This is a genomic window from Longimicrobium sp., from assembly GCF_036399935.1.
GTDB lineage: Bacteria > Gemmatimonadota > Gemmatimonadetes > Longimicrobiales > Longimicrobiaceae > Longimicrobium.
The window spans coordinates 1-21,371 of sequence record NZ_DASWMD010000046.1 but is presented as its reverse complement, the minus strand read 5'-3'; the positions used below and the strand labels follow the sequence as shown (position 1 = coordinate 21,371).

16 protein-coding genes and 2 pseudogenes are annotated in these 21,371 nt (G+C 69.8%); 6 read left to right on the top strand and 12 right to left on the bottom strand.

The genetic code is table 11. The annotated features are described in order from the left end of the window. Window positions 1-96: 96 nt before the first annotated feature. Window positions 97-345 carry a hypothetical protein gene (locus tag VGB24_RS14385; protein WP_331073645.1) on the bottom strand — a complete coding sequence of 83 codons (249 nt, stop codon included), beginning with the start codon at window positions 343-345 and terminating at the stop codon, window positions 97-99. Between the two features lie 131 nt (window positions 346-476). On the opposite strand from VGB24_RS14385, the gene VGB24_RS14380 reads away from it, so the two are divergent. Together VGB24_RS14380 and VGB24_RS14375 are read left to right on the top strand one after the other, a co-directional pair. Beyond that, window positions 477-1,079 (top strand): nucleotidyltransferase domain-containing protein, encoded by a 603-nt coding sequence (locus tag VGB24_RS14380; protein ID WP_331073644.1) that lies wholly within the window; start codon window positions 477-479, stop codon window positions 1,077-1,079. Next, complete coding sequence (locus tag VGB24_RS14375) at window positions 1,076-1,537, top strand: hypothetical protein (RefSeq protein WP_331073643.1); 462 nt, start codon at window positions 1,076-1,078, stop codon at window positions 1,535-1,537. The genes VGB24_RS14380 and VGB24_RS14375 overlap by 4 nt, the downstream gene beginning before the upstream one ends. A 14-nt stretch (window positions 1,538-1,551) precedes the next feature. On the opposite strand, the gene VGB24_RS14370 is transcribed toward VGB24_RS14375, so the two are convergent. The 3 genes from VGB24_RS14370 to VGB24_RS14360 all read right to left on the bottom strand — a co-directional run bounded on the left by VGB24_RS14370 (window position 1,552) and on the right by VGB24_RS14360 (window position 5,006). Beyond that, complete coding sequence (locus VGB24_RS14370; RefSeq protein WP_331073642.1) at window positions 1,552-2,340, bottom strand: 3'(2'),5'-bisphosphate nucleotidase CysQ; 789 nt, start codon at window positions 2,338-2,340, stop codon at window positions 1,552-1,554. 678 nt (window positions 2,341-3,018) lie between these two features. After that, on the bottom strand, window positions 3,019-3,720 hold the full coding sequence (locus tag VGB24_RS14365) for a SprT-like domain-containing protein (protein WP_331073641.1): 702 nt from the start codon (window positions 3,718-3,720) through the stop codon (window positions 3,019-3,021). Window positions 3,721-3,893: 173 nt separating this feature from the next. Beyond that, window positions 3,894-5,006 carry a radical SAM protein gene (locus VGB24_RS14360; RefSeq protein ID WP_331073640.1) on the bottom strand — a complete coding sequence of 371 codons (1,113 nt, stop codon included), beginning with the start codon at window positions 5,004-5,006 and terminating at the stop codon, window positions 3,894-3,896. Window positions 5,007-5,148: 142 nt separating this feature from the next. On the opposite strand from VGB24_RS14360, the gene recG reads away from it, so the two are divergent. Then, window positions 5,149-7,272 (top strand): ATP-dependent DNA helicase RecG, encoded by a 2,124-nt coding sequence (gene recG / locus VGB24_RS14355; RefSeq protein WP_331073785.1) that lies wholly within the window; start codon window positions 5,149-5,151, stop codon window positions 7,270-7,272. A 553-nt stretch (window positions 7,273-7,825) separates the two neighbouring features. On the opposite strand, the gene VGB24_RS14350 is transcribed toward recG, so the two are convergent. After that, on the bottom strand, window positions 7,826-8,032 hold the full coding sequence (locus VGB24_RS14350; protein ID WP_331073639.1) for a hypothetical protein: 207 nt from the start codon (window positions 8,030-8,032) through the stop codon (window positions 7,826-7,828). Between the two features lie 379 nt (window positions 8,033-8,411). Between VGB24_RS14350 and VGB24_RS14345 the strand changes: the two genes are divergently transcribed. Continuing rightward, entirely contained in the window at window positions 8,412-8,654 is a 243-nt protein-coding gene (locus tag VGB24_RS14345; protein WP_331073638.1) for a hypothetical protein, read from the top strand. Between the two features lie 134 nt (window positions 8,655-8,788). On the opposite strand, the gene VGB24_RS14340 is transcribed toward VGB24_RS14345, so the two are convergent. From VGB24_RS14340 to VGB24_RS25355, 7 genes and pseudogenes are all read right to left on the bottom strand, one after another. Beyond that, window positions 8,789-8,920: a hypothetical protein gene (locus VGB24_RS14340; protein ID WP_331073637.1), complete on the bottom strand. Its 132-nt coding sequence runs from the start codon at window positions 8,918-8,920 to the stop codon at window positions 8,789-8,791. A gap of 115 nt (window positions 8,921-9,035) precedes the next feature. Further along, window positions 9,036-9,695, bottom strand: coding sequence for a hypothetical protein (locus VGB24_RS14335; protein WP_331073636.1), 660 nt, complete (start codon window positions 9,693-9,695; stop codon window positions 9,036-9,038). Window positions 9,696-9,914: 219 nt separating this feature from the next. Then, window positions 9,915-10,757 carry a DUF4394 domain-containing protein gene (locus VGB24_RS14330; RefSeq protein ID WP_331073635.1) on the bottom strand — a complete coding sequence of 281 codons (843 nt, stop codon included), beginning with the start codon at window positions 10,755-10,757 and terminating at the stop codon, window positions 9,915-9,917. Between the two features lie 202 nt (window positions 10,758-10,959). Further along, window positions 10,960-12,351, bottom strand: coding sequence for a S8 family peptidase (locus VGB24_RS14325; RefSeq protein WP_331073634.1), 1,392 nt, complete (start codon window positions 12,349-12,351; stop codon window positions 10,960-10,962). Between the two features lie 229 nt (window positions 12,352-12,580). Continuing rightward, window positions 12,581-13,570 carry an aldo/keto reductase gene (locus VGB24_RS14320; protein WP_331073633.1) on the bottom strand — a complete coding sequence of 330 codons (990 nt, stop codon included), beginning with the start codon at window positions 13,568-13,570 and terminating at the stop codon, window positions 12,581-12,583. After that, on the bottom strand, window positions 13,570-15,840 hold the full coding sequence (locus VGB24_RS14315; RefSeq protein WP_331073632.1) for a glycoside hydrolase family 3 N-terminal domain-containing protein: 2,271 nt from the start codon (window positions 15,838-15,840) through the stop codon (window positions 13,570-13,572). Before VGB24_RS14315 ends, VGB24_RS14320 begins: the two co-directional genes overlap by 1 nt. 180 nt (window positions 15,841-16,020) lie before the next feature. Beyond that, a pseudogene (locus VGB24_RS25355) lies at window positions 16,021-16,218 on the bottom strand (chemotaxis protein CheB); the annotation flags it as partial. 328 nt (window positions 16,219-16,546) lie between these two features. Here VGB24_RS25355 and VGB24_RS14305 point away from each other — a divergent pair. Together VGB24_RS14305 and VGB24_RS14300 are read left to right on the top strand one after the other, a co-directional pair. Further along, complete coding sequence (locus VGB24_RS14305; protein WP_331073630.1) at window positions 16,547-20,587, top strand: hypothetical protein; 4,041 nt, start codon at window positions 16,547-16,549, stop codon at window positions 20,585-20,587. 385 nt (window positions 20,588-20,972) lie between these two features. Further along, a pseudogene (locus VGB24_RS14300) lies at window positions 20,973-21,371 on the top strand (hypothetical protein); the annotation flags it as partial.

Below are 21,371 nucleotides of genomic sequence, written 5' to 3'. Positions count from 1 at the left end.
GGCAAACCGCCGGATCCGCCGCGCCCAGCGAACCGGCGAGAGCAAGAAATCCACGAGTTCGATCAAAATCCAGGGCGCCCTCCACCACGTCCAGCATTATCGCCGCCGCGGGCGGGGACGCCGTGGGCTGTTCGCCCACAGGATCAGCGACGCCGGGCTGAGCACCAGGCATGCACCGGTGAGAGCGAACAGCATCGGGCGGGTGGGACCCGTGGCTTCGAACGCCGCGTTCGTGGCGACGACTCCCACTGCAACGAGCCCCACCGAAACCCACAAGCGAAGCGGGAGTCGCCACAGCCCCTCGAGCAGCAGCCACACCACAACTTCCACCACTAACTCGATCATCGTCTTTCCACAGGTTTGGTCCGCAACGATTACGCGGAACATCCTACGAATCGGCGAGTCTGGTGGTTTCGCGAGGCGGGACTGGTACGAACCCGAGCCTCGCCCTACATTATGGGGCAAAGGAGGTGCGTATGGATAAGCTGCCGGGACTGCTGGGCTCTGAAGCGCGGGCGCGGATGGTAGTGCATTTCGTGGTGCACCCCGACTCGCGCCTGCACGCGCGAGCATTGGCCCGGCACGTGGGGATCGTGGGAAAGCGATCGCTGCAGATCGAGGTGGATCGGCTGGTGGAGCTTGGATTGCTGCGCCGGGAAGCGGAGGGGCGGCACACCATCATTTCCCGCAATCAGCAGCACCCGCAATGGACCGCGCTGACCTCGCTGGTGCAGGCATACGCCCCGGCCCTGGTGTTGCGCGACGCGCTCGCCGGGGTGCCGGGGGTGGAGGCGGCGTTCATCTTTGGATCGTTCGCGCGGCGCGACGAGCGCCCGGACAGCGACATCGACCTGCTGGTCTACGGGGATGCGCTCCCTGACCGTGAACTCGGGAAGGCGCTGCTGGATGCGGCGCTGGTGCTCGACCGCCCGGTAGACGCCAAGCGCTACGACAGCGACTCGTTCCGTCGCGACATCGGCCCTGGGGCGAGCTTTCTATCTAGCGCCCTCACCGGTCCCAAGCTCTGGCTGGCCGGCTCGCTGGATCACCTACCCGTGACGCCGGAGGTGATGGCATGAATACCCGGATCGCAAACCTGATCAGCATGGGACGGCTGGTGCAGGAAGCGGCTTCTGACGAGGAGGTCCAGGGCCTGTGGTCGCATGCGTCCGAGGCATACGAGGACGCCGCGCTGCCGAACCGCAGCCCAAACCGGCGCCTCACGTCGGCGTACGACGCGGGCAGGATCGCGGCGTTGGCGGTGGTTCGGACCGCGAACCTGCGCGTGCGGGCCCAGAACCACCACGAGGTCACCCTGGCGGCGGCGGGCCTGCTAGCGGGGGAAGAACTGCAGATGCTGCTTCAGGAGTTCCAGGGGCTTCGGCTGGAGCGGATCCAAATCGAGTACGGCTGGAAGACACGCGCCTCAGTGGACGACATCAATCGCGTGCTTCCCAAGGTGCTCGCGATCCTGGAGCACGGCTCACGATGGATCTCGTCGGAACGCCCTACAGTGGACCTGCCGTCCACCACCTGACGCCGAGCCGTTCCTTAGAGCGGCTGGGAGGCGAGGCGGACCAGGTCGTCGTGCACGCGGCCGTTGGAGGCGGCGATTCCCTTCCAGTGCGGGTCGGGCTGGTTGAAGCGCGGCTCCTGGCCGTCGATGCGCGTTACGGTGCCGCCGGCTTCGCGCACGATCACCACGGCCGCGCAGACGTCCCACTCCGACTTGGGGCCGCGCGAGACGAACGCCTCGGCGCCGCCCTCCGCCACGCGGCACATCTTGTACGCCGTGCTGCCCAGCGGCTCCACCCTCCAGTCACCGAACGCGTGGAACTCGCCCCGCTTCATCTCCCACCGCGAGGCCACGATGCGCGGGCCCTCGCTCGTCCCCCGTTCCGAGACGTGGATCGGCTGGCCGTCGCAAAAGGCGCCGCCTCCTTCCACCGCGTGAAACACCTCTCCTGTGACGGGATTGTGCACCACGCCCAGCACGGCGCGGTCCCCTTCCGCCAGGCCCACGCACAGCGCGAACTCGGGGCGGCCCGCCACGAACGAGTTGGTGCCGTCGATGGGGTCCACCACCCACACCCGCTCGCGCTTCAGCCGCTCGGGCGAGTCCGCCGTCTCTTCCGAGAGCCAGCCGTAGCCGGGGCGCTCGCCCAGCAGAACGCGGTGCAGCGCGCGGTCGGCGGCCAGGTCGGCCTCGGTGACGGGCTGCTCGGGCGACTTGAAAGTGACCTCCTGCTCCACGCGAAAGGCGCGCATTACCGCCTCGCCCGCGGCGCGGATGGCGCGGATGGCCAACTCGAGGTCTGCTTCCCTGGAAAAATCCTGCATCGACTCGCGATTTTCGTTTGGTAGAATAGGGGTGGGCTTCGACGGCTGATGCGCGCGCCGCAGGTGGGCCCCTCCCCCGGCCCCTCCCCCGGCAAACTGCGCCGGGAGAGGGGAGAACTTCGGACGGGGTTCGAGTGGCCTCGGCGCATGCCGCGGGAGCCCCCTCTCCCGGCCTCTCCCCCGCAAACTGCGCGGGAGAGAGGTGCACTTCTCACGGGGTTCGACGGGATTCGGCGCATGTCCCTGGGAGCCCCCTCCCCCCGGCCCCCTTCCCCCGCTGCGCAGGGGAGGGGGAGACCTGAACCGCGCTTCGGCTGGCTCTGCGCACCCGACTGCGCGTGCAGTCCGCGAAGGCGGACTTTGGGCCTTTGTTGCCGCGACTTCAGTCGCCCCAGCGCGGCCGGGTGAGGGCCCCACGGCAGCCGAGGCCTCAGGCTCCGTGACCGCTGCCGCGCCCGGGCTTGTTTCCCTTCCGCCGCTAGATCCTTCGGCCCGCGACGAGTGTGCTGCGGGCCGGTTCGGCGCGCCTGGGCCTCAGGATGACAGGCCCTTGTGCGGCTCCCAACCCTTGGGCGACGCTCCACACTGGCTCCCTTCCCCCGCGCAGTTTGCGGGGGAAGGGCTGGGGATGGGGGGCGCCGCGGCATGCGCCAGAGCCGGCCCATCCACCCCGCAGCCCTACTTCGGCGGCTTGCGCTCCCACTTCACGGGCCGCGTGGCGCGCGGGTGCACGTCCAGCTTGCGTGCCCAGGCGCGGAACTCGGGGCCGTGGTCCGGCTTCTTGCCCTGCGCGTGCTGCCACAGGTGGATCATCTCGTGGCGAAGCGTCGCCTCGGACTCGGCGGGGAGCGCGTGCGTGCACAGGACGCGCGAAATGACGATCTCCAGCGGCGACGAGCTGAAATGCCCGTTGCGCCGCCGCATCTGCCCGCTCAGGTACAGCGGCACCTCGGGCAGGGTGCCCCCGAAGTGCGCGGCGTTGACGCGGCGGAACTCCGCCAGCAGCCGCTCGATCTGCGGCCGGTCCGACGCCAGCACCTGCCGCGTGCGTGTCCGGCGCGGCGGCACCGCCTCCGCCGGGATCAGCGTGATGAAGCGGCGGACCGCGTCGCGCGCCCGGTTGCGCGTCCGCGCGTCGCGCGCCGAGAACAGCCGCGCCACCGCCACCAGCACGTCCTCGGGCGCGGCGGCGAACGCCGTGTTCAGCCGCAGCGCCGTCCCCCGCTCCGCGACGGACGCCATCACCCGCCGGTTCTTCGTGAACACCACCCGCCGGATCTGCGGCGCGACCGGCGACACGATGGACAGGATCTCCCGCTCCGTGCGGCCGATCGCCTTCGGCCGCGCCGGGGCGGGTTTAGCCGCGGGAGGAGCCGCCACCGGGCTATCCACCGGCGGCGATACACCGGGCTCGGGGAACGCCTCCTGGATCGCCGCGTTCTGCCGGGGCGGACGCGGTGCGGCCCTGGGTTTCGGAGGTTTCGCAGACGATTTCGGCTGGGCACCGGGGGGCGGCGCCCAGCCGAAAAGGTCCAGCACGTCGTCCAGCAGGCTCACGCGACGGCGGCCATCGGCGGGCGTTCCGCGTGGCGGTATTCCACCCGGTACCCCATCTGGCGGGGGATAGCGAGCAGCCGGTCCAGGTCCAGGTCGATGCGCGCCCCGGCCTTCTGCGTCACCTCGTCCTCGATGGGAAGGTCGAAGTCGTTGGCGCCGTACTCCAGCGCACGGAAGGCGTCCTCGTTGCGGGTGAGGACCGAGGTGCGCACGTGCTTCACGTTGTCCAGGAAGATGCGCGACAGCGCGATGTGCCTCCAGTACTCGGCCGCGCCCACCTCGGTGCCGCCGAACGCCGTGCCGTACGGCTTGTACGACCAGCTGAGGAACGAGAACAGCCCGCCGTGCCCCGCCTGCAGGCACTGGTCCTGGAAGTCGCGGGTGCGCTGCAGGTGCTCCAGCCGCTCGTCCATCGTCTCGTCGAAGCCGATCACCATCGTCCCCGTGGTCCGCATCCCGGCCTCGACGATGGCCTGCTGCGCCTGGAAGTACTCGCGGACGGTGTACTTGAACTTGGCGTGCCGCTTCCGGAAATCTTCCGTCAAAATCTCCGACCCGCCGCCGGTGATCCAGTGCACCCCGGAATCGCGCAGCCGCGCCGCCGTGTCGGCGTACGACAGCTTGGCGCGGTCCGCCAGGTACATGAACTCGGCGACGGTGAGCGCGTAGAACTCCATGCTGTCGCCGTACCGCTCGCGCACCGCGGCGAACAGGTCGCAGTAGTAGTGCAGGGGCAGCTTGGGGTTGAATCCGCCGTTGAACGAAACCAGATCGCCGCCGAAGTCGCGCAGCTCGTCGATCTTGGCGAACACGTCGTCGCGCGTCATCACGTAGCCGCCCTGCTGGTTGGGCAGCACGTAGAACGCGCAGTAGTCGCACTGGGCCACGCACACGTTGGTGTAGTTGATGATGCGCATCACCATGTACGTGGCGGCATCGGGCTGGTGGTAGCGCGCCCGGACGATGCCGGCCAGCCGCTTCAGCTCGTCGTCGGAGGCGTGCTCCCACAGCAGCCGCGCGTCGTCGGCGCTGATGCGCCCGCCACGCTCGACCGTGGCGGCGATGGCCGCCAGCCCGCCCTGAACATCAACCCCGGCTCCGTGGGTCACGATCCCCGTATCCTGCTTCCGTTGCGTGCGTTGGACAGGGGAAAGATAACAACTTCGCCACGACAGGACGAGAGCACACGCCTCGTCTTCCCGCAGTAACGCACTCCCGCACTCACGCACTTCCCCGCTACGGCCCCGCCGAATAGATTCCGAACGACACCGGCGCGCGGCGCCCGCGCCATCCCAAGCATCCATGCCCAAGTACACCGACCTCGACAAGCCCGCGCAGTTCCTGAAGAACGTGGGCCCCAAGCGGGCGGAGCTCCTGGCCAAGCTGGGGCTGCTCACCGCGCGGGACGTGCTGTACCACGTCCCCCACCGGTACGAGGACGCATCCACCGTCACCCCCATCAAGGACCTGGAAACGGGGATGGACGCCACCATCGTGGGCCGGGTGGTGAGCAAGGGCGTGCTTCCCACGCGCCGCGGCCTGCGCATCTTCCAGGCGGTGGTGCGCGACGGCACCGGCTTGATCGAGTGCTCGTGGCCGGGACAGCCGTTCCTGGACCGCACCATCGCGCGCAACGACCTGCTTCTGCTCAGCGGCACCTGCCGCTTCTATCACGGCCGCCAGTTCCAGCCCAAGGAGTTCACCACCCTGGCGCGCGAGGGCGAGGACGCGTCGGAGGAAAGCGGCACGATCTTCCCCGTGTACCCCGCCACCGAGGGCCTCACCCATCGCCAGGTCCGCACGCTGATCGCGGAAAACCTGGACGACCTGCTGCGCAAGGCCAAGGACGAAGACCTTCTGCCGCGGGAGATCCGCGAGCGCGCCGGGCTGGTGCCGCTGGCGCAGGCGCTGGACTGGATGCACCGCCCCACGTCGCTCAAGGACGTGGAGCAGGGGCGCCGCCGGCTGGCGTACGAGGAGCTCTTCTTCCTGCAGCTCCTGTACGCGCAGGCTCACCACCGCGCGGCCGCCGAGCGCCCGGGCATCGCCTTTCCGCGCCGCGACACGCTGGTCAAGCCGTTCCACAAGTCGCTCCCCTTCACCCTCACCGCCGCCCAGAAGCGCGTGCTGAAGGAGATCGGCGAAGACATGGGGCGCCCCCGGCGGATGAACCGGCTGCTGCAGGGCGACGTGGGATCGGGCAAGACGGTGGTCGCGCTCTTCGCCATGCTGCGGGCGGCGGAAAACGGCTACCAGGCCGCGATGATGGTGCCCACCGAAATCCTGGCCGAGCAGCACGCGCGCACCCTGCAGAAGCTGCTGGAGGGGCTGCCCGTGGGCGTCACGCTGATGACCGGGCGGCTGGGCGCCAAGGCGTGGCGCGAGGTCAGCTACCGCATCGCCTCCGGCGACGCCGACATCGTGGTGGGCACCCACGCGCTCATCCAGGAGGGCGTGGAGTTCCACAAGCTGGGGCTGGTGGTGGTGGATGAGCAGCACCGTTTTGGCGTCAAGCAGCGGCTCGCCATCCAGGAGATGGGCGAGAACGCCGACACGCTGGTGATGTCGGCCACGCCCATCCCGCGTTCGCTGGCGCTGACACTGTACGGCGACCTCGACATCTCCGTGCTCGACGAGCGCCCGCCCGGCCGCCAGCCGATCAAGACCGCGCTGCGTGCTGAGTCCGCGCGGCCCCGGGTGCTCAAGTTCGTCCGCGAGCAGGTGGAGCAGGGGCGGCAGGCGTACATCGTCTACCCGCTGGTGGAAGAGTCGGAGAAGGTGGACCTGAAGGCCGCCACCGTGCAGTTCGAGCAGCTGAAGGAGGTGTTCCCGGACCTGCGCCTGGCGCTGATCCACGGGCAGATGCCGGGCGAGGAAAAGGACCGGACCATGCGCGCGGTGGCCGCGGGCGAGGTGGACGTGCTGGTGTCGACGACGGTGATCGAGGTGGGCATCGACGTGCCGAACGCCACGGTGATGGTGATCGAGCACGCGGAGCGGTTCGGCCTGTCGCAGCTTCACCAGCTGCGGGGGCGCGTGGGGCGTGGATCGGAGGAAAGCTTCTGCATTCTGCTGTACACCGGGGGCGACGCCGCCCAGCGCCTGCGGATCTTCGCGTCCACCGAGGACGGCTTCGCCATCGCCGAGGCCGACCTGCGCCTGCGCGGCGCGGGCGACCTGTTCGGCGCGCGGCAGTCGGGGGTGCCGGCGTTCCGGTTCGCGAACCTGGAAGAAGACCTTCAGCTGTTGACCGCCGCCCGCGGCGAAGCCCGCGCCATCGTGGACCGCGACCCCGAGCTGGCCAACCACCCGGACCTGCGCGACGCGCTGGAAACCCGCTACCACGAGCGGGCGCGGCTGTTCCGGGTGGGGTGAGGCCCGTGCGTGGCCTCGGCTGCCGTGGGGCCCTCACCCGGCCGCGCTGACACGCGTGCCACCCTCTCCCGCAAGCGGGAGAGGGGATACACCTCAGGCCTGGCGGCGCATCCAAGTCCTTGGCGCGCAAAGACTTGTCATCCTGAGGCCAAGCCACACCGCACTTGCCCGCAAACCATACCCGGCGGGCCGAAGGATCTAGCGGCGGAAACGTACAAGCCCGGGCGCGGCAGCGGGCACGGAGGCAGAGGCCTCGGCCCCCACCCCGGCGGTTGAAACCGCAGCTGGCACGTCACGAAGTCCGCCTGCGCGGACTGGGCGGGACAGTGCCGTGCACGTCGACATCTGAGGCCGCGTGCAGGTGAAGCCCGAACGGGACGCGCCAGCAGCCCGTGTCGGGCTTTCCGCTGTTCCAGGCGGGTTCACCCGCTCCCGGGAGGGGTGTGCGTCAGTTTGGTGCAGCCCGGCTACCCACAGCCGCGCCCTCCACACCCGTCAGCGAGCCGCGGACGCCGGAGACGGGCACGAATGCCCGCCCCCACGCCCTCCTTCGTCAGTCCTGCGAGTGCTGGTCGCGCGGGTGGCCGTGGCCCTGGTTCATGGACTCGCCACTCGTGTCGGCGTCGTGGTTGGTGCCCGACGTCGCCGGGCGGCGCGCGCCGAACTCGTCGCCCTTGTTGTGCTCTCCCTGCACGCCTTCGGGCGTGTTGCCCGTAGTCACGTTGCCCGGTCCCTGGTACCCCGTCTTCAGGTTCGACATCCTTGCCTCCGATTGCTGGGTTGATGCGTCGTCCATTCGGGGACAACACAGGGCAAATCCCGTGCTCGCAATGACATAGCCAGACGCTCCATCCGCCGGAAAATAGTGTGCTCCATCCAGGCGATCACGGGTGTTGCGCGCGCCGCGAACGTGGTATAGGTTCGCAGTGGAGCCGGGCGCGAGCGAGGGCTGGGAGCCCTCATCGGGGTGCCTCCGGAAACGGGAGTGCCGCCCTGGTGGAAGCCGGAAGAGAGGAGGTGGGACTTGAAGATTTGCAAGCTCATTTTCCACACCGTCGCGCGACGCTCCGCCCATCGGAACGCCCTGCAGCCCTGCTGCACGGGCGTTTTTGTTTTCACCCGTTTACGGGGAGGCTGAAATGCTCGATTCCGGGATGATCAACAAGATCCACAAGGCACGTGAGTACGCCACGGAACCCGAGCGCATCCACTTCGCGCGTCTGGAAGTGGATTTCGACGGCAAGAACGGCAATCACAAGGTGGGATTCGACGAAGGGCACTGGCGCTGCGACTGCGACTACTTCCGGCACCACGCCACCTGCAGCCACACGATGGCGATGGAGCGGGTGCTGGGCGTGATGGCCCCGGCGGAGGTGGCCTGAGGTCCTGACAGCCCACCGGGCGCGCCGACACGGCGCGCCCCGCGCACAATCGAATCGCCGCGAGGAGAGCAGTTCTCCCGCGGCGATCGTCGTTTGGGGTGCCGTGCCGGCGCACGTAGCCGGTGTGTGCCTCACTACGGGCGCGGGCGAGATTTCAGCCTGCGCCACTCCCGCCAGCCCGGCTCGTCCACCTCCACGAAAGGGCCTTCGGCACCCTGCTCGCGCAGGAACTCGCGCTCATCGGGGTCGCGCGCGGGCCTCGTCATCCCGCTGGGTTCGGTGCGTGCGCGAAGAGCCGCAGCGGCTTCTCTCCGCGACGCCCACATCGCACGCAGTGCTGACAGATCGAAGCTGTTGATGTCCATTGACTTCCTCCCGGCGCTAACGATAGTGCTCGTACCAAAGCACATCAAGGTTCTGCGCCGTCACGGGAGTTCCTGAATCCATGAAGCGTCGAAGTAGATCATACGCGTGTTCAGCCTGCTCCGTCTTGAGGTACGCACGTAGGGCTGCCTCGTCGAGGTCGGGGCCGAACGCGGCCATCATGCTCAAGGCCTGCTCTGCATGACCGTAGTACCTCCACCATCGAAATCCCACGATCCGCTCGCCGAGGATGTACTCCTTGCGGATCACACGCAACGTGAGTGGACCCACATCGAATGTGTCCGCCGGATCACTCAAATAGTCATCGGGAACTTCGACGTACAGGCTTTCCCGCACCCAGTGCCGTCCGTGCCGGCGAAGGCCGAGTGACGTGAATACGGCATCGATCGCCGCCCGGCTCCTGCCTTCGACCACGAAATCGATGTCATGGGTCGTGTAAGCGCCCGGGACATAAAACTCCACGGCTCCGCCACCCACCAACGTGGCGCGCATTCCTTCGTTCTGCAGAGCTGCCGCCAGAATCGCAGCCGTAACCGTGAGCCGTTCGACATGCGGACGCTCGTCGGCCCATGCTTCGGCCAATGCAGCCTTCAGTCCGGCAGAATCCCGCTTATCTGCGTGCGGGAAGTCGTCCTCACTGGATGTTCGCTGATCCACTGCGCCTCTGGTTCTGAAGCCGGAGCCCATCCGCGTGGCTCCGGGCGGGCGGCGGCCGCCAGGGCTGCGGACGCCCGACCGTTCATACGAGTGATGCCCTGCTCCCGCAATGCCCGCTCCAGCCGGCCTCACGCTTGCGCTGGCAATCCGCACAAGCGAATCGCCGCGAGGAGAGCATCTCTCCCGCGGCGATCGTCGGTTCTGGTGGAACTCCAGGCGCTACGGGGCGACCGCGATCCCGCGGATGGGCGACGAGGTGCCGATCGTTCCGATGCGCGTGGTAGCGCCGGTCGAAAGGTTGATCGTGTGCAGCTCCGAGCGGCTTCCCACCGTCAGGGTTACGTACGCTTCGCGCGTGGCGTCAGGGCCGGCGATGTCGAACCCCACGTCGTCGGTGGTGTTGGCGCCCAGGCTCCCCACCGTCGTCATCCGCCCGCCGTTGGGCGCGCCCACCAGCACCAGGACGTCGCGGTTGCTGTCGATGCCGAACAGCGCCGTGGCCGTGGCGCCGGCCACACTGTTGGTGTACGCGGTTCCCGACACGCGCGGCGTAGATCCGGCACCGGGATCGCCCGCCACGTAGGTCAGCGCCGTGTCCACGAAGGCGAGGGCACCCGTCACGGGGTGAAGCCGCAGGTTCTGGTTCGTGCTCCCGTGCACGCGAATGCGGTCCACCGTGGGGTTGAAGTCGAACCCGAGCGCGCTGCCGGCGAGCGCCGGCGTAAACGGCGAGGCGCCCACCGGCGTCGCGGCGGCCGTGAGCGTATCGACCGTGTAGATGCGGCTGGAGTTGCCCACGGCGAACAGGCGCCCGTCCGCGGGGCGGAAATCGATCCCGGCGAGCGTTTCGCCCGCCTGCAGCCCCGAGATGGCCACGCGGCGCGCCTCGCCCGGGTTCTGGCTGCCGAAGGTGACCAGGTTTCCGGCGCCGTCCACCGCGAAGATCCTGCGGCCCTGGGGCTCGAACGACGATGAGTCCGCGGGGTTGTCGCACGCGGAAACGGCCGCGGCGAGGGCCAGTACGGCGAGCAGCCGGCTCGAAAGCGGCGTGGAGCGAATCATCCGGTTCTCCTCGTGTTTGGTTCGGGGCCGCACGGCGCGTCCGCGCGTACCCTTGGACCATATACGAAGGTTGGACGTGCCGCGGATTCCTTTTCGTGGTTCGGAGGAACGAAAAGGCCCCGGGTGCCGATGGCAGCCGGGGCCTTCCGGGTGGTGCGGCGGCGCCTTGGTCAGCGCCGTTCCGCGTCCACGTTCTGGCGGATCAGAAGCCGCTGACGTTCAGGCGGCCGCCGGTGACCGTCTTGCCGCTGAGCGACGCGGTCGGAGTCGCGCTGCTCAGGAGGGCGTTGCGGATCTGCGCGGCCGTGGCGCCGGGGTTCGACGCCGAGTACAGCGCCGCGCCGCCGGTGACGTGCGGGGTGGCCATCGACGTGCCGCTGTACGAGCCGTAGGTGTTGAACGGCAGCGACGAGTAGATGCCCGAGCCCGGCGCGCCGATGTCGACCGTGTTGGCGCCGTAGTTGGAGAAGCTGGAGCGGGCGCCGGTGCTGGTGATCGAGGCCACCGCGATCACGCAGTCGTACGAGCCGTTGGCCGTGCAGGTGTAGTTGGACGGGTAGCTCGCGACGGCGTCGTTGTTGTCGCCCACCTGGTCGCTGCCGCCGTTTCCGGCTGCCGCGATGAACAGGATGCCCGCGTTGCCGCCGCGATTGATGGCATCGAGCAGCGCCTGGCTGAAGCCGCCGCCGCCCCACGAGTTGTTCGTGGCGACGATGTTCAGGCCGTGGCGCTTCTTGAGGTCGGTGAAGTAGTCGACGGCCAGGATGGCGTCCGTCGTCGAGCCGCCGCGGCGCCCCAGGAACTTGCCCGAGATCATGGTGACGTTCCAGTTGACGCCCACCACGCCGGTGCCGTTGCTCTCGGCGCCGATGGTGCCGGCCACGTGCGTGCCGTGCGTGTCCTGCGAGCCGCGCGTGCCGCCGTCGTAGACGCTGTTGTCCTTGTTGGCGAAGTCCCAGCCGCGGGTGTCGTCGATGTAGCCGTTGCCGTCGTTGTCCACGCCATCGGCCGGGTCGAACGGGTTGAGCCAGGCGTTCGCGTCGAGGTCCGGGTGGCTGAACTGGTAGCCCTCGTCGATGATGCCGACGTAGACGCTCTTGGAGCCGGTGTGGTTGAGGGCCCAGGCTTCGGACGCCTGGCTGCCGTACTGGTTGGCCGGCGAGCCCAGGTCGCCGTACATGCCCCACAGCGAACCGTTGGTGAAGTACGTGTCGGTGGAGACGACGTTGTGGGTGTAGATCCAGTTCGGCTCGGCGTACTCCACGTTGGGATTGCCGCGCAGGCGGCCGATGGCCGCCGCGGTGCCCAGCCCGGAGTGCACCACCGTCAGCCCTTCGCGGTCGCCCGCGCCGCGCATGGCGTTGGTGACGATGCGCTCGCGCACGGCCGCGTTGGCGTGCTGCAGCGCGGCGCCGCGCGCCTCCGCCGAGGTGCCCGCGCGGAACTTGACGATGACCTCGCCGGGAACGAAGTCCTGGGCGGGGGCGGCGGCGAACGAGGCTCCCGTCGGCTCGGCGTCGGGCATCATCGGCGCCTGCGTGTCGACGCACGCGGCCAGGGCCAGCGGGGCCAGAACGAACAGCTTGCGATTCATGGGGCGTCTCCAAGGGGGAGCGAAGGGGCCTTGGCGCCACATGGGGGGACGGCGCCGGGATGGTGATGCTCCCACCTAAGGCAAGCGACGAACCGAAATCGTCGATTGATCCAAGGTACGACCCCGCCTGCACTTACGACAAAACGAGACCAGCGCGCGCACCGGGATGGTGCACCACGCTGGTGCGCCGCCGCATCGAAACGGTTCGGCGCGACCGAATCGCCCGCTCTTACGACTCCTCCTGGCCCAGCACCCGGTCGATCTCCCGTAGCTCGTCGTCCGCGAGCGCGAGGCGGCCGAGGGCGGCCACGTTGTCCTCGAGCTGCTGCACGCGGCTGGCGCCGATGAGCGCCGACGTGACCGCGGCGTGGCGCAGCACCCAGGCGATCGCCAGCTGCGCCAGGCTCTGCCCGCGTGCGCGCGCGATGGCGTCCAGCGCGCGAAGCTGCGCGCGGCGCCCCTCCGTCACCTGCTCCTCGCGAAGAAAGCCGTGTGGCTTGGCGGCGCGCGAATCGGCCGGGATCTCCCTCAGGTAACGGTCCGTCAGCAGCCCCTGCGCGAGCGGCGAAAAGACGATGCAGCCCACGACTTCTTCCTCCAGCACCCGGAACAGCCCCTGCTCGGGGGTGCGCTCCAGCATGCTGTACTTGGGCTGGTGAAGCACGAAGGGCACGCGCATCTCCCGCAGGATCCCCGCGGCCTGGCGGGTGAGCTCCGGCGGGTAGTTGCTGACACCGGCGTACAGCGCCTTCCCCGAGCGCACCGCCTGCTCCAGCGCGCCCATGGTTTCTTCCAGCGGCGTCTGCGGGTCCGGCCGGTGGTGGTAGAACACGTCCACGTAGTCCAGCCCCAGCCGGGCCAGGCTCTGGTCCAGGCTGGCGAGCAGGTACTTGCGCGAGCCTTCGTCGCCGTACGGGCCCGGCCACATCCGGTACCCCGCCTTGGTGCTGACGATGAGCTCGTCGCGATGGCCGGCCAGGTCGCGCCGCAGGATGCGCCCGAACGTTTCCTCCGCGGAGCCCGGCACCGGCCCGTAGTTGTTCGCCAGGTCGAAGTGGGTGACGCCCAGGTCGAAGGCGCGCAGCACGATGTCGCGGGCGGTCTCGAACGGATCCACGCTCCCGAAGTTGTGCCAGAGGCCCAGCGAGACCGCGGGAAGCCGCAGCCCGCTGCGGCCGGCGCGGCGATAGGCCATGTTCTCGTAGCGCGAGGCATCCATCAGCGCGTTCCTCCGGCGGTGACGTGGAAGGTGCCGGTGAGGCCGCCCACCATCACGTCGAACGCCCCCGGTTCCAGCACCCGCCGCCCGTCGCGCGCCACGAAGCGCAGGTCGTCCGCCGCGATCGTGAACGTCAGCTCGCGCGACTCGCCGGGCTGCAGCTCCACCGTGCGGAACGCGCGCAGACGGCGCATCGACGGTGTCACCGAGGCGTAGTGCTGGCGGGTGAAGAGAAGCACCGTTTCCCGCCCCGCGCGCGCTCCCGTGTTCGCCACCGTCACGCGAACCGCCAGCGAGTCCGCCGGGCCGATGGAGGGGGAGCCGAGCCGCAGGTCGCGGTAGGCGTACGTCGTGTAGCTGAGCCCGTGGCCGAACTCCCACTGCGGGTTGAAGCCGCCGGGGCCGCGGCCGAAGTCGTTGTTCGTCGTCTCGGTGTAGCGATGGTCGTACGTGGCCAGCGCGTTGGGATGGCGCGGATAGGTGAAGGGCAGCTTTCCCGACGGGTTCACCTCGCCGAAGAGCACGTCGGCGATGGCGTCGCCGCCGTACATCCCCGGCCAGTACGCCATCACGATCCCCCGCGCGCGGTCCGCCACGCGGCTGATCACCCGTGGGCGCCCTTCCACCAGCACCAGCACCACCGGCGTGCCCGTCGCCTGCACCGCCTCGATCAGCCGCAGCTGCGGCTCGGGAAGGGTGAGGTCGTCGATGTTGCCCACCCACTCCGAGTAGGCGTCCTCGCCCACGGCGACCACGACCACGTCCGCGTTCTTCGCCGCGTCCAGCGCCGCGCCCAGGTCGCCCGCCTGGGTGAAGCCCGAACCCGCCACGTAGCGCACGTCGCTTCCCCGCCGCAGCATGGCCTCCAGCAGCGTGCGCGGCTCCTCGGGAAAGTGCGATGCGTCCGTGCCCTGCCAGGTGTACGTCCAGCCGCCGTTCAGCGCGGTCAGCGAGGCGGCCGCGGGCCCGGTGACCAGGATGCGCGCGTCCCGCCGCAGGGGAAGGATGCCGCCGTCGTTCTTCAGCAGCGTGATGGAGCGCCGCGCCGCCTCGCGGGCCGACCGCACAGACGCCTCGGTGGCGAACAGGCGGCGGTGGGCGGGATCGGGATGGGGCGCGTCGAGCAGCCCCAGCTCGGCCTTCAGCAGCAGGATGCGGCGCACCGACTCGTCCAGGCGGCTCTCGGGGATCGTCCCCTCGCGCACCAGCTCGATCAGCGCGTCGGTGAAGCGGTAGTCGCTGGGGCTCATGCTGACGTCGATCCCCGCATCCACCGCCATCCTCACCGCGTCCTTGATGGTGGGAGCCACGCGGTGGCGGGTGTGGAGAAAGTAGATGTCTTCCCAGTCCGTGACGATCACCCCGTCGAACCCCAGCTCGCCCCGCAGCACGTCGGTCAGCCAGTAGCGGCTGGCGTGCACCGGCTCGCCGTCGATCTCGCCCGAGTTCACCATCACCGTCCGCGCGCCCTCGCGCACCGCCTGGGCGAAGGGGGGGAGGAAGATCTCGCGCACCTCGCGCGGGGTGACGTCGGCCGGCGTGCGGTCGCGCCCGGAGCGTGGGATGCTGTAGGCCAGGTAGTGCTTGAGCGTGGCCGCCACCCGGCCGGAGCGCTGCATCCCCCGCACGGCCGCGCCGCCGAGCGTCGCCGTCACCAGCGGGTCTTCGCCGAAGGTCTCGTAGAAGCGGGGGAAGAGGGGCAGCCGGCCCACGTCCAGCACGGGCGCGAAGTTCCAGGGGAGGCCGCTGGCGAGCGCCTCGTCGCCCGTCACCTCGCCCGCGGTGCGCGCCAGGTCTACGTCGAAGGTGGCGGCCAGCCCCAGGTTGTGGGGAAAGAGGGTGCCGCCGCGCGTGTAGTTGGCGCCATGCACGAAGTCGATGCCGTACAGCACGGGAATCCCCAGCCGTGTCTCGCGCGTCGCCACGTCCTGTACCTGGCCGATCAGCGCGTGCCAGCCGTCCAGCGTCAGCGACCCGCCCACCACGTTCAGCAGCGAGCCCACGTGCCGGTTGACGAGCGCCTCGCGCAGCTTGGCGGGGTCGATGCGCACGCTGTCGCGCTGCGGCGTTCCCTCCGCCGCCACCACGCCGATGGTGAGCTGCGTCATCTGCCCCACCTTCTCCTCCACCGTCATCCGCGCCAGCAGCGCGTCCACGCGGGCGACGGTCGCGGGATCGTGCCGCCGCTGGGCAGAAGCTGGCGAAACCGCGGCGGCGACGGCCACGGCGGAGAAACCCAGGAGCACGGCGAGCAGGGTAGGCTGCATCATCTCGGCACGGCCTCGCATTCAGGCGAGCAGGGGACGGAGATCTTCCGGCGCGATCACGCTGCGCACGTTAGCACGCCTGCAGCCCGCCACGCCACCGGCCCGCCGCTCTGGCCACGGCGAACGTCGTGAGATCGCCCGCGACGAGCGATTCCGAGCGCCACCGATCCGGAGCGCTTCTCCTCATCCGCTCGCGGCGGCGCGGGCGGTGCCGCCGCAGTGGCGGAGCACGGCGGCGGCGATGGAGGGCAGCGGAAGCACCTGGCCCGCGGCTCCGAGGCGCGCGGCGGCGCCGGGCATCCCGTAGACCACGCTGGTGGCCTGGTCCTGGGCCAGGGTGGCCGCGCCCGCGCGCCGCAGCGCGAGCAGGCCACGCGCGCCGGAGATGCGCTCATGGACGACGGGTCCGGCCGGCGGAGGAGGGGTGTGCGCCGAAACAGGAAAGGACGGTGAAAACAGAATATCCGCGCCAGCGACGGCACACAACGCGGCCGCGTGATGTCCACGCTGAAGCACGACCTGGCCTGCAGCGTCCCACGCTTGCGGTCCGCCGCGCCGCCGCGGCGGCGCGGAAAGGTAAACCGCCCCGTCCGTTTGCGCGGGTACCTGCGGCGGCTTGGGGTGTACTTCACACCATTCGCATCCGGTGCCCCATCGCCGCTGAGCGGGGGAGGCATCGACCATCGTCCCGGCTGACATTCACAACACCATGTCTCGTATCGTCGAGATCGACTTTTTCCGCATCAATTGTCTCGCGGGGAACCAAACCGAAGCGTTCGAGGAGTTCGGCTGCCATCTGGCCGCCGCGGAGAAACCCACGGGAGCCAGGTACGACCGGTTTCGCGGCGGGGGCGGTGACGGCGGGGTCGAAGCTCTCTACACGTTTCCGGACGGCGGGAAGTGGGGCTTCCAATCCAAGCTGGTCGGGTCCAAGAGCGTCAGGGCGCAGGTGCAAAAGTCTGTCGACGCCGTGCTGAAGACGCATCCGACCCTGCGTCGCTACACGATCCTGCTGCCTTTCGACCCTACGGGAAAGGTGGCGGGGCGTGCCGGAAAGAGCGAGTCGGAACGGCTGGAGGCCTACCGAAGCGAGTGGCGGATCCAGGCGCAGGAGCGCGGGATGGACGTGGAGTTCGAGTACTGGTTCCGCTCCGGGCTGCTCGACCGCTTTCTGAGGCTCGACCCGTCCGGCGGGCGGCTGCTGTTCTGGTTCGGCGAGATGGTGCTGGATGGCGGGTGGTTCGCCCGGCACGCGCGTGAACGGGTCGCCGCGCTGGAGCCCAACTACAGGCCGCCGCTGGCCCGTCCGCACCATGCGCACGCCGCCCTTGCCAGCCTGGGCCTTACCCCCGAATTCGGGCACTGGATGAGGAAGATCCGTTACTGGGTCCGGCGGGCTACATGGTACGTGCACCAGGCGCAGCCGCTCGGCGCGCCGGATGTGGCGGAACTGCACGGGAAGCTCCAGGAACTCGACGCGATCATTGAGGAGTGTGCCGCCCGTCCCGCTGTTCGGCTGCTGGAACGGGCGGAAGAATTGACGGAGGACCTTCGTGCTCGCGGACCGGCATTGCTTGCTGCCCGGATCCCGGATCCGGACGGGGGAAAAGCGCCGGACAAGGGGCTGACGGTGACGCTGATGCAGGTGCGCAGCGAGCTTTCGAGCCTTCCGCCGCGCCTGGCGTGCGAGCGCGCCATTCTGCTCACCGGCGAGAGCGGGGTGGGTAAGACGCATACGCTCTGCACCGAGGTGCGCGAGCGAAGCGCGGTGGGGCTCCCCTCCGTGCTGCTCTCCGCCCGTGGGTTCGAGGGAGAACCGTGGGTTCGCATTCGTGACACTCTCGGGTTGCCGGGCAGCATCGGGTGCGACCAGATGTTTTCGATGCTCGACGCCGCCGGCCAAGCGGCAGGGTACCCGTGCGTGGTGTTCATCGACACACTCAATGAGACCGATCCGCGCTCGTACTGGCAGCAGCAGCTTCCCGCGCTCCTTCAAACCATTGCGCCCTACGAGTGGCTGCGCCTGTGTGTGGTCTGCCGCACCAGCTATCTGCAGGCGGTACTGGGTGCGTGGCGGGGGATCGTCCAGGTGGAGCACGAAGGGATCGCGGGTTCCGCTGGTTACCTGGCGTTCTTCGACGAGTATGGGCTCGAGGCTCCGGCCATGCCACCGCTGGGTCCCGAAGCCACCAACCCGGGGTACCTGCACCTGGTCTGCACCGCGGCGCGCGGCGCCGGGGCCCGCCACCTCGCTGCACGGCGCGACGGCATGGCCGACGTAATCGATGCGGTACTGGACGCAAAGAACAGGGCCATCTCGGCCCGGCTGCGGATTTCTGCCCATGAGCGCCAGGTGCACGAAGGCGTGCGGGCGCTCGCCGCCGCAATGCTCGCCGGCGGCGCCCAGCGGCTTGCCTACCGCGACGCGCTGCGGGCCGTCTCCGCCGCTACTGGCGAGCGGCTGGGGCGTGACCTCCTGGACGAACTGGTCCGCGAGGATCTGCTGAGCATCGAAGAAGCGCAGGCACCCGCGGGCGCGCCCACGGCCGAGGTGCGGTTCCGTTTCGAGCGTATGGGCGACCACCTGCGAGCCCAGGAGATTCTCTCCCGGCTCGACGGCGCGGACTCGGTACGGACGGCATTCGCGGCGAACGGGAGCATTTACCCGCTCGTGGCCGACGGCCCGTCCATCGCGGCCAGCCGCGGCCTGGTGGAGGCGCTCGCGGTGCAGCTGCCAGAGTTGGCCGGGCTCGAACTGTCGGAGGTTGCGCCCGCGTCCGTGCGGGCAGAACTACTGCCCTTGGTGTTGGAGTCGCTGCTCTGGCGCACCCCGGGATCCGTCGGTCCGGCCGCGGTGGCGGTCGCGGACGAAGCGCTGGGGTCGCCGGCACTGGCCGAGCACGCGCTCAACGTCCTTTTCTCCATCGGCGTGCGGGCCATGCACCCCCTGAACGCAGAGTGGCTGCACCAGAGGCTCGCTTCCCTGCCGATGCCCGAACGCGACGTTCTGCTCTCCCGGGTGCTGCAGCCGTGGAACAACGAAAGCCCCGTCACCCGCCTGCTGGATTGGGCGGAGGAGGGCGCGGTCGCCGGGGCCGATCCCGACACGGCCCGGCTGGCCTCGATCCTCACCGCCTGGGTGTGCGGCGCCCCGGAGGCGGATCAGCGCGAACAGGCCACCCGAGCCATGCTGCGCCTTTTCCAGCATCATCCCGCCATCGCCGCCGACGTGCTGGAGCGGTTCTCCACGGTGGAGGACGAGCTGGTCGCGGAGCAGCACCTGGCGGCCGTGTATGCCGTGCTCCTGCACGATCCGGGTGCGGAGCACGCGCGCGAGCTGGCCGCTCTGGTGGCGCGGCGCAGGTACGTGCCGGCGTGGGAGAACCACGCGGTACGTTGGTACGCCTTGGGGATCTCCGCGCTCAGGGGCACCGGGCCGGCCGGCGCCCCTCCCCCGCCGGCGACCGCGGCTGCGCCGTCCAGCGTGGCGCCAAGAGCGACGCCAAGAGCGGCGCCCGGCAGGAACGACGTTGCGCTGATCGACGAGGCACTCCGGCGGTCGTCGCTGGCAAAGGCACTGGTTGGCGAGCTTCACGCCGCTGGCTTCCCCCGGGAACCGAGGTGGATCCGGAACGGGATCGCGCGCGAGATGTGGGAACTGGGCTACAACGACCAGCGCTTCGGCCAGCGAGACCGGGGGATCTTCGCGATGACGGAGGAAGACGACCTGGAGATCGGCGGGCCGTCGGCCGCCAAGTACCTGCGCGTGGCGGTCTGCCGCCTGATCGGGCGGTTGAGTGATTGGGGCTCGCCGCTGCTTCACCTTCTCCTGGAGGGGGACGCGCGGCTGGTGCCCCGGCTGCCCGCCTCCGTAAAGCGGCTGGTGCGCGAGTCGGACCTGTCGATCGCGGGCTGGACCCCGCCGAACGCGGAAGCCGACGCGTGGTGGCTGCCCCGCGAATCGCCGTTCTGGGGCGCCGCGGAGACGCGGATCTGGGACGACGGCCCGCGCTGGCCGGGCGCGGGCATGCCCGATCCGGCGGGGCTGGTGACCGCGGACGACCCGGAAACGCCTCGCGCCTGGGCGGTCCTGTTCGGCCAGCGGCAGTGGAACCTGGAGGAGCCGGGGGCCGAAATCGGCTGGGGGCGGCGGGTGGTGACGCTCACGATCCGCAGCTACCTGGCCCGGCGGAAGGACCGCGCGGCAGTGGACACGCTGCTCGGGGATGCCGACTGGGTCGAGCGGCTGCCGTCCTCGGCGGAGTGGCTCGCGATGTGGGTAGGAGAGTACCCCCGGTACCGGGATGCCGGCACGCGCGTCGAAGCCGAAGAGGAGGGTGGGGCGGGCCCGCTGCAGCCCACCATGGAGCCGCGGGTGGGCGCGGGGTGGCGTCCCCGGTACGACGACCGGATGGTGCCGCTCCCCGGAGCGGCCTTTCTGGGAAAACGAAAGCCGCTGGCGTGGCGAGCGGACGGTACCTACACGCTGCCCGACGGGAGCGTGTGCCTGCGGCATCCGGACGCCACCGAGCACGGTCCGCCCGCCCTGCTCGCTGAATGGGGATACCTGCGCCACTTCCTGCGCACGAAGTCGCTCGATCTCTTGTGGGTGGCGGAGCTGGACGACAGCGCCGAGGCCTACGGGGATCCGCTGGCGAATGAAGTGCGCGCGAGCATGGCGTGGGCGATTCGGCTCGAACGAGGAAAGGCCCTCGTCGTCGCAACGCATGTCGCCCCTGCCGACAGCTAGCCTTCGCTCGGCGAAGCCAGGGCCACACAACGTAAATCGTTGTGTGGCCTTGCTGTTCGAAGTCGTAGCAGGGGAGGCTCAAAGACCCTCGGCCCTACAACCATGAGCGGGTACGAAGGGCACCAACCGGGAAGCGCAGTCTACCTTCCTTGAAGGTGGGGGGCCGAAGGGTCTCCGGAGGGGCGCCCTGCTGCGGGTTGCTTTTATAGGCGAATAACGATTAGTTTTTTTGCAGACGAACCGGCGGCGTTCACCCGCCGCGTCGACCGTTACGCGCCGGTGCGGGCACGGTTCGCGCCGGAGGGGGACGACGCCTTCCCGCCCGGGCCCGGAGCCGGGTCGCGGTCCACGCACGCTCCCTCGAGCTTCCACGGTTCCGCGCGCCATGCAGCCCGCACTCCTCCTGCACACCCGCGGCGCCGCCGCGCTCCCCCCGCCGCCCGCCCCGCGCCTGGTGCCGGGCGGGGACGGCTTTCGCGTGGGCCGCGGCGAGATCCACGCGCACCACGGCGAGATCGTGCAGGGGATGTTCTACTCCTGTGACGGGACGGTGGAGCACGGGCTGGTCACCCTGCCCTGCACCCTGTTCCGCACGAGCGTGCGCTTCCGCCCCCTGCGCTCGGGGCCGCTCACGGTGGAGCCGGGCGACCGCGCGCGCGCCCGGGCCGCCGCCCGGCTCACGCTGGACGCGCTGGGGCGCACCGGGTGGGGCGGGTCGATCCGCATCGAGAGCAACGTTCCCGTGCAGTGGGGGTGCGGCTCGTCGACCACCGACGTGCTGGCC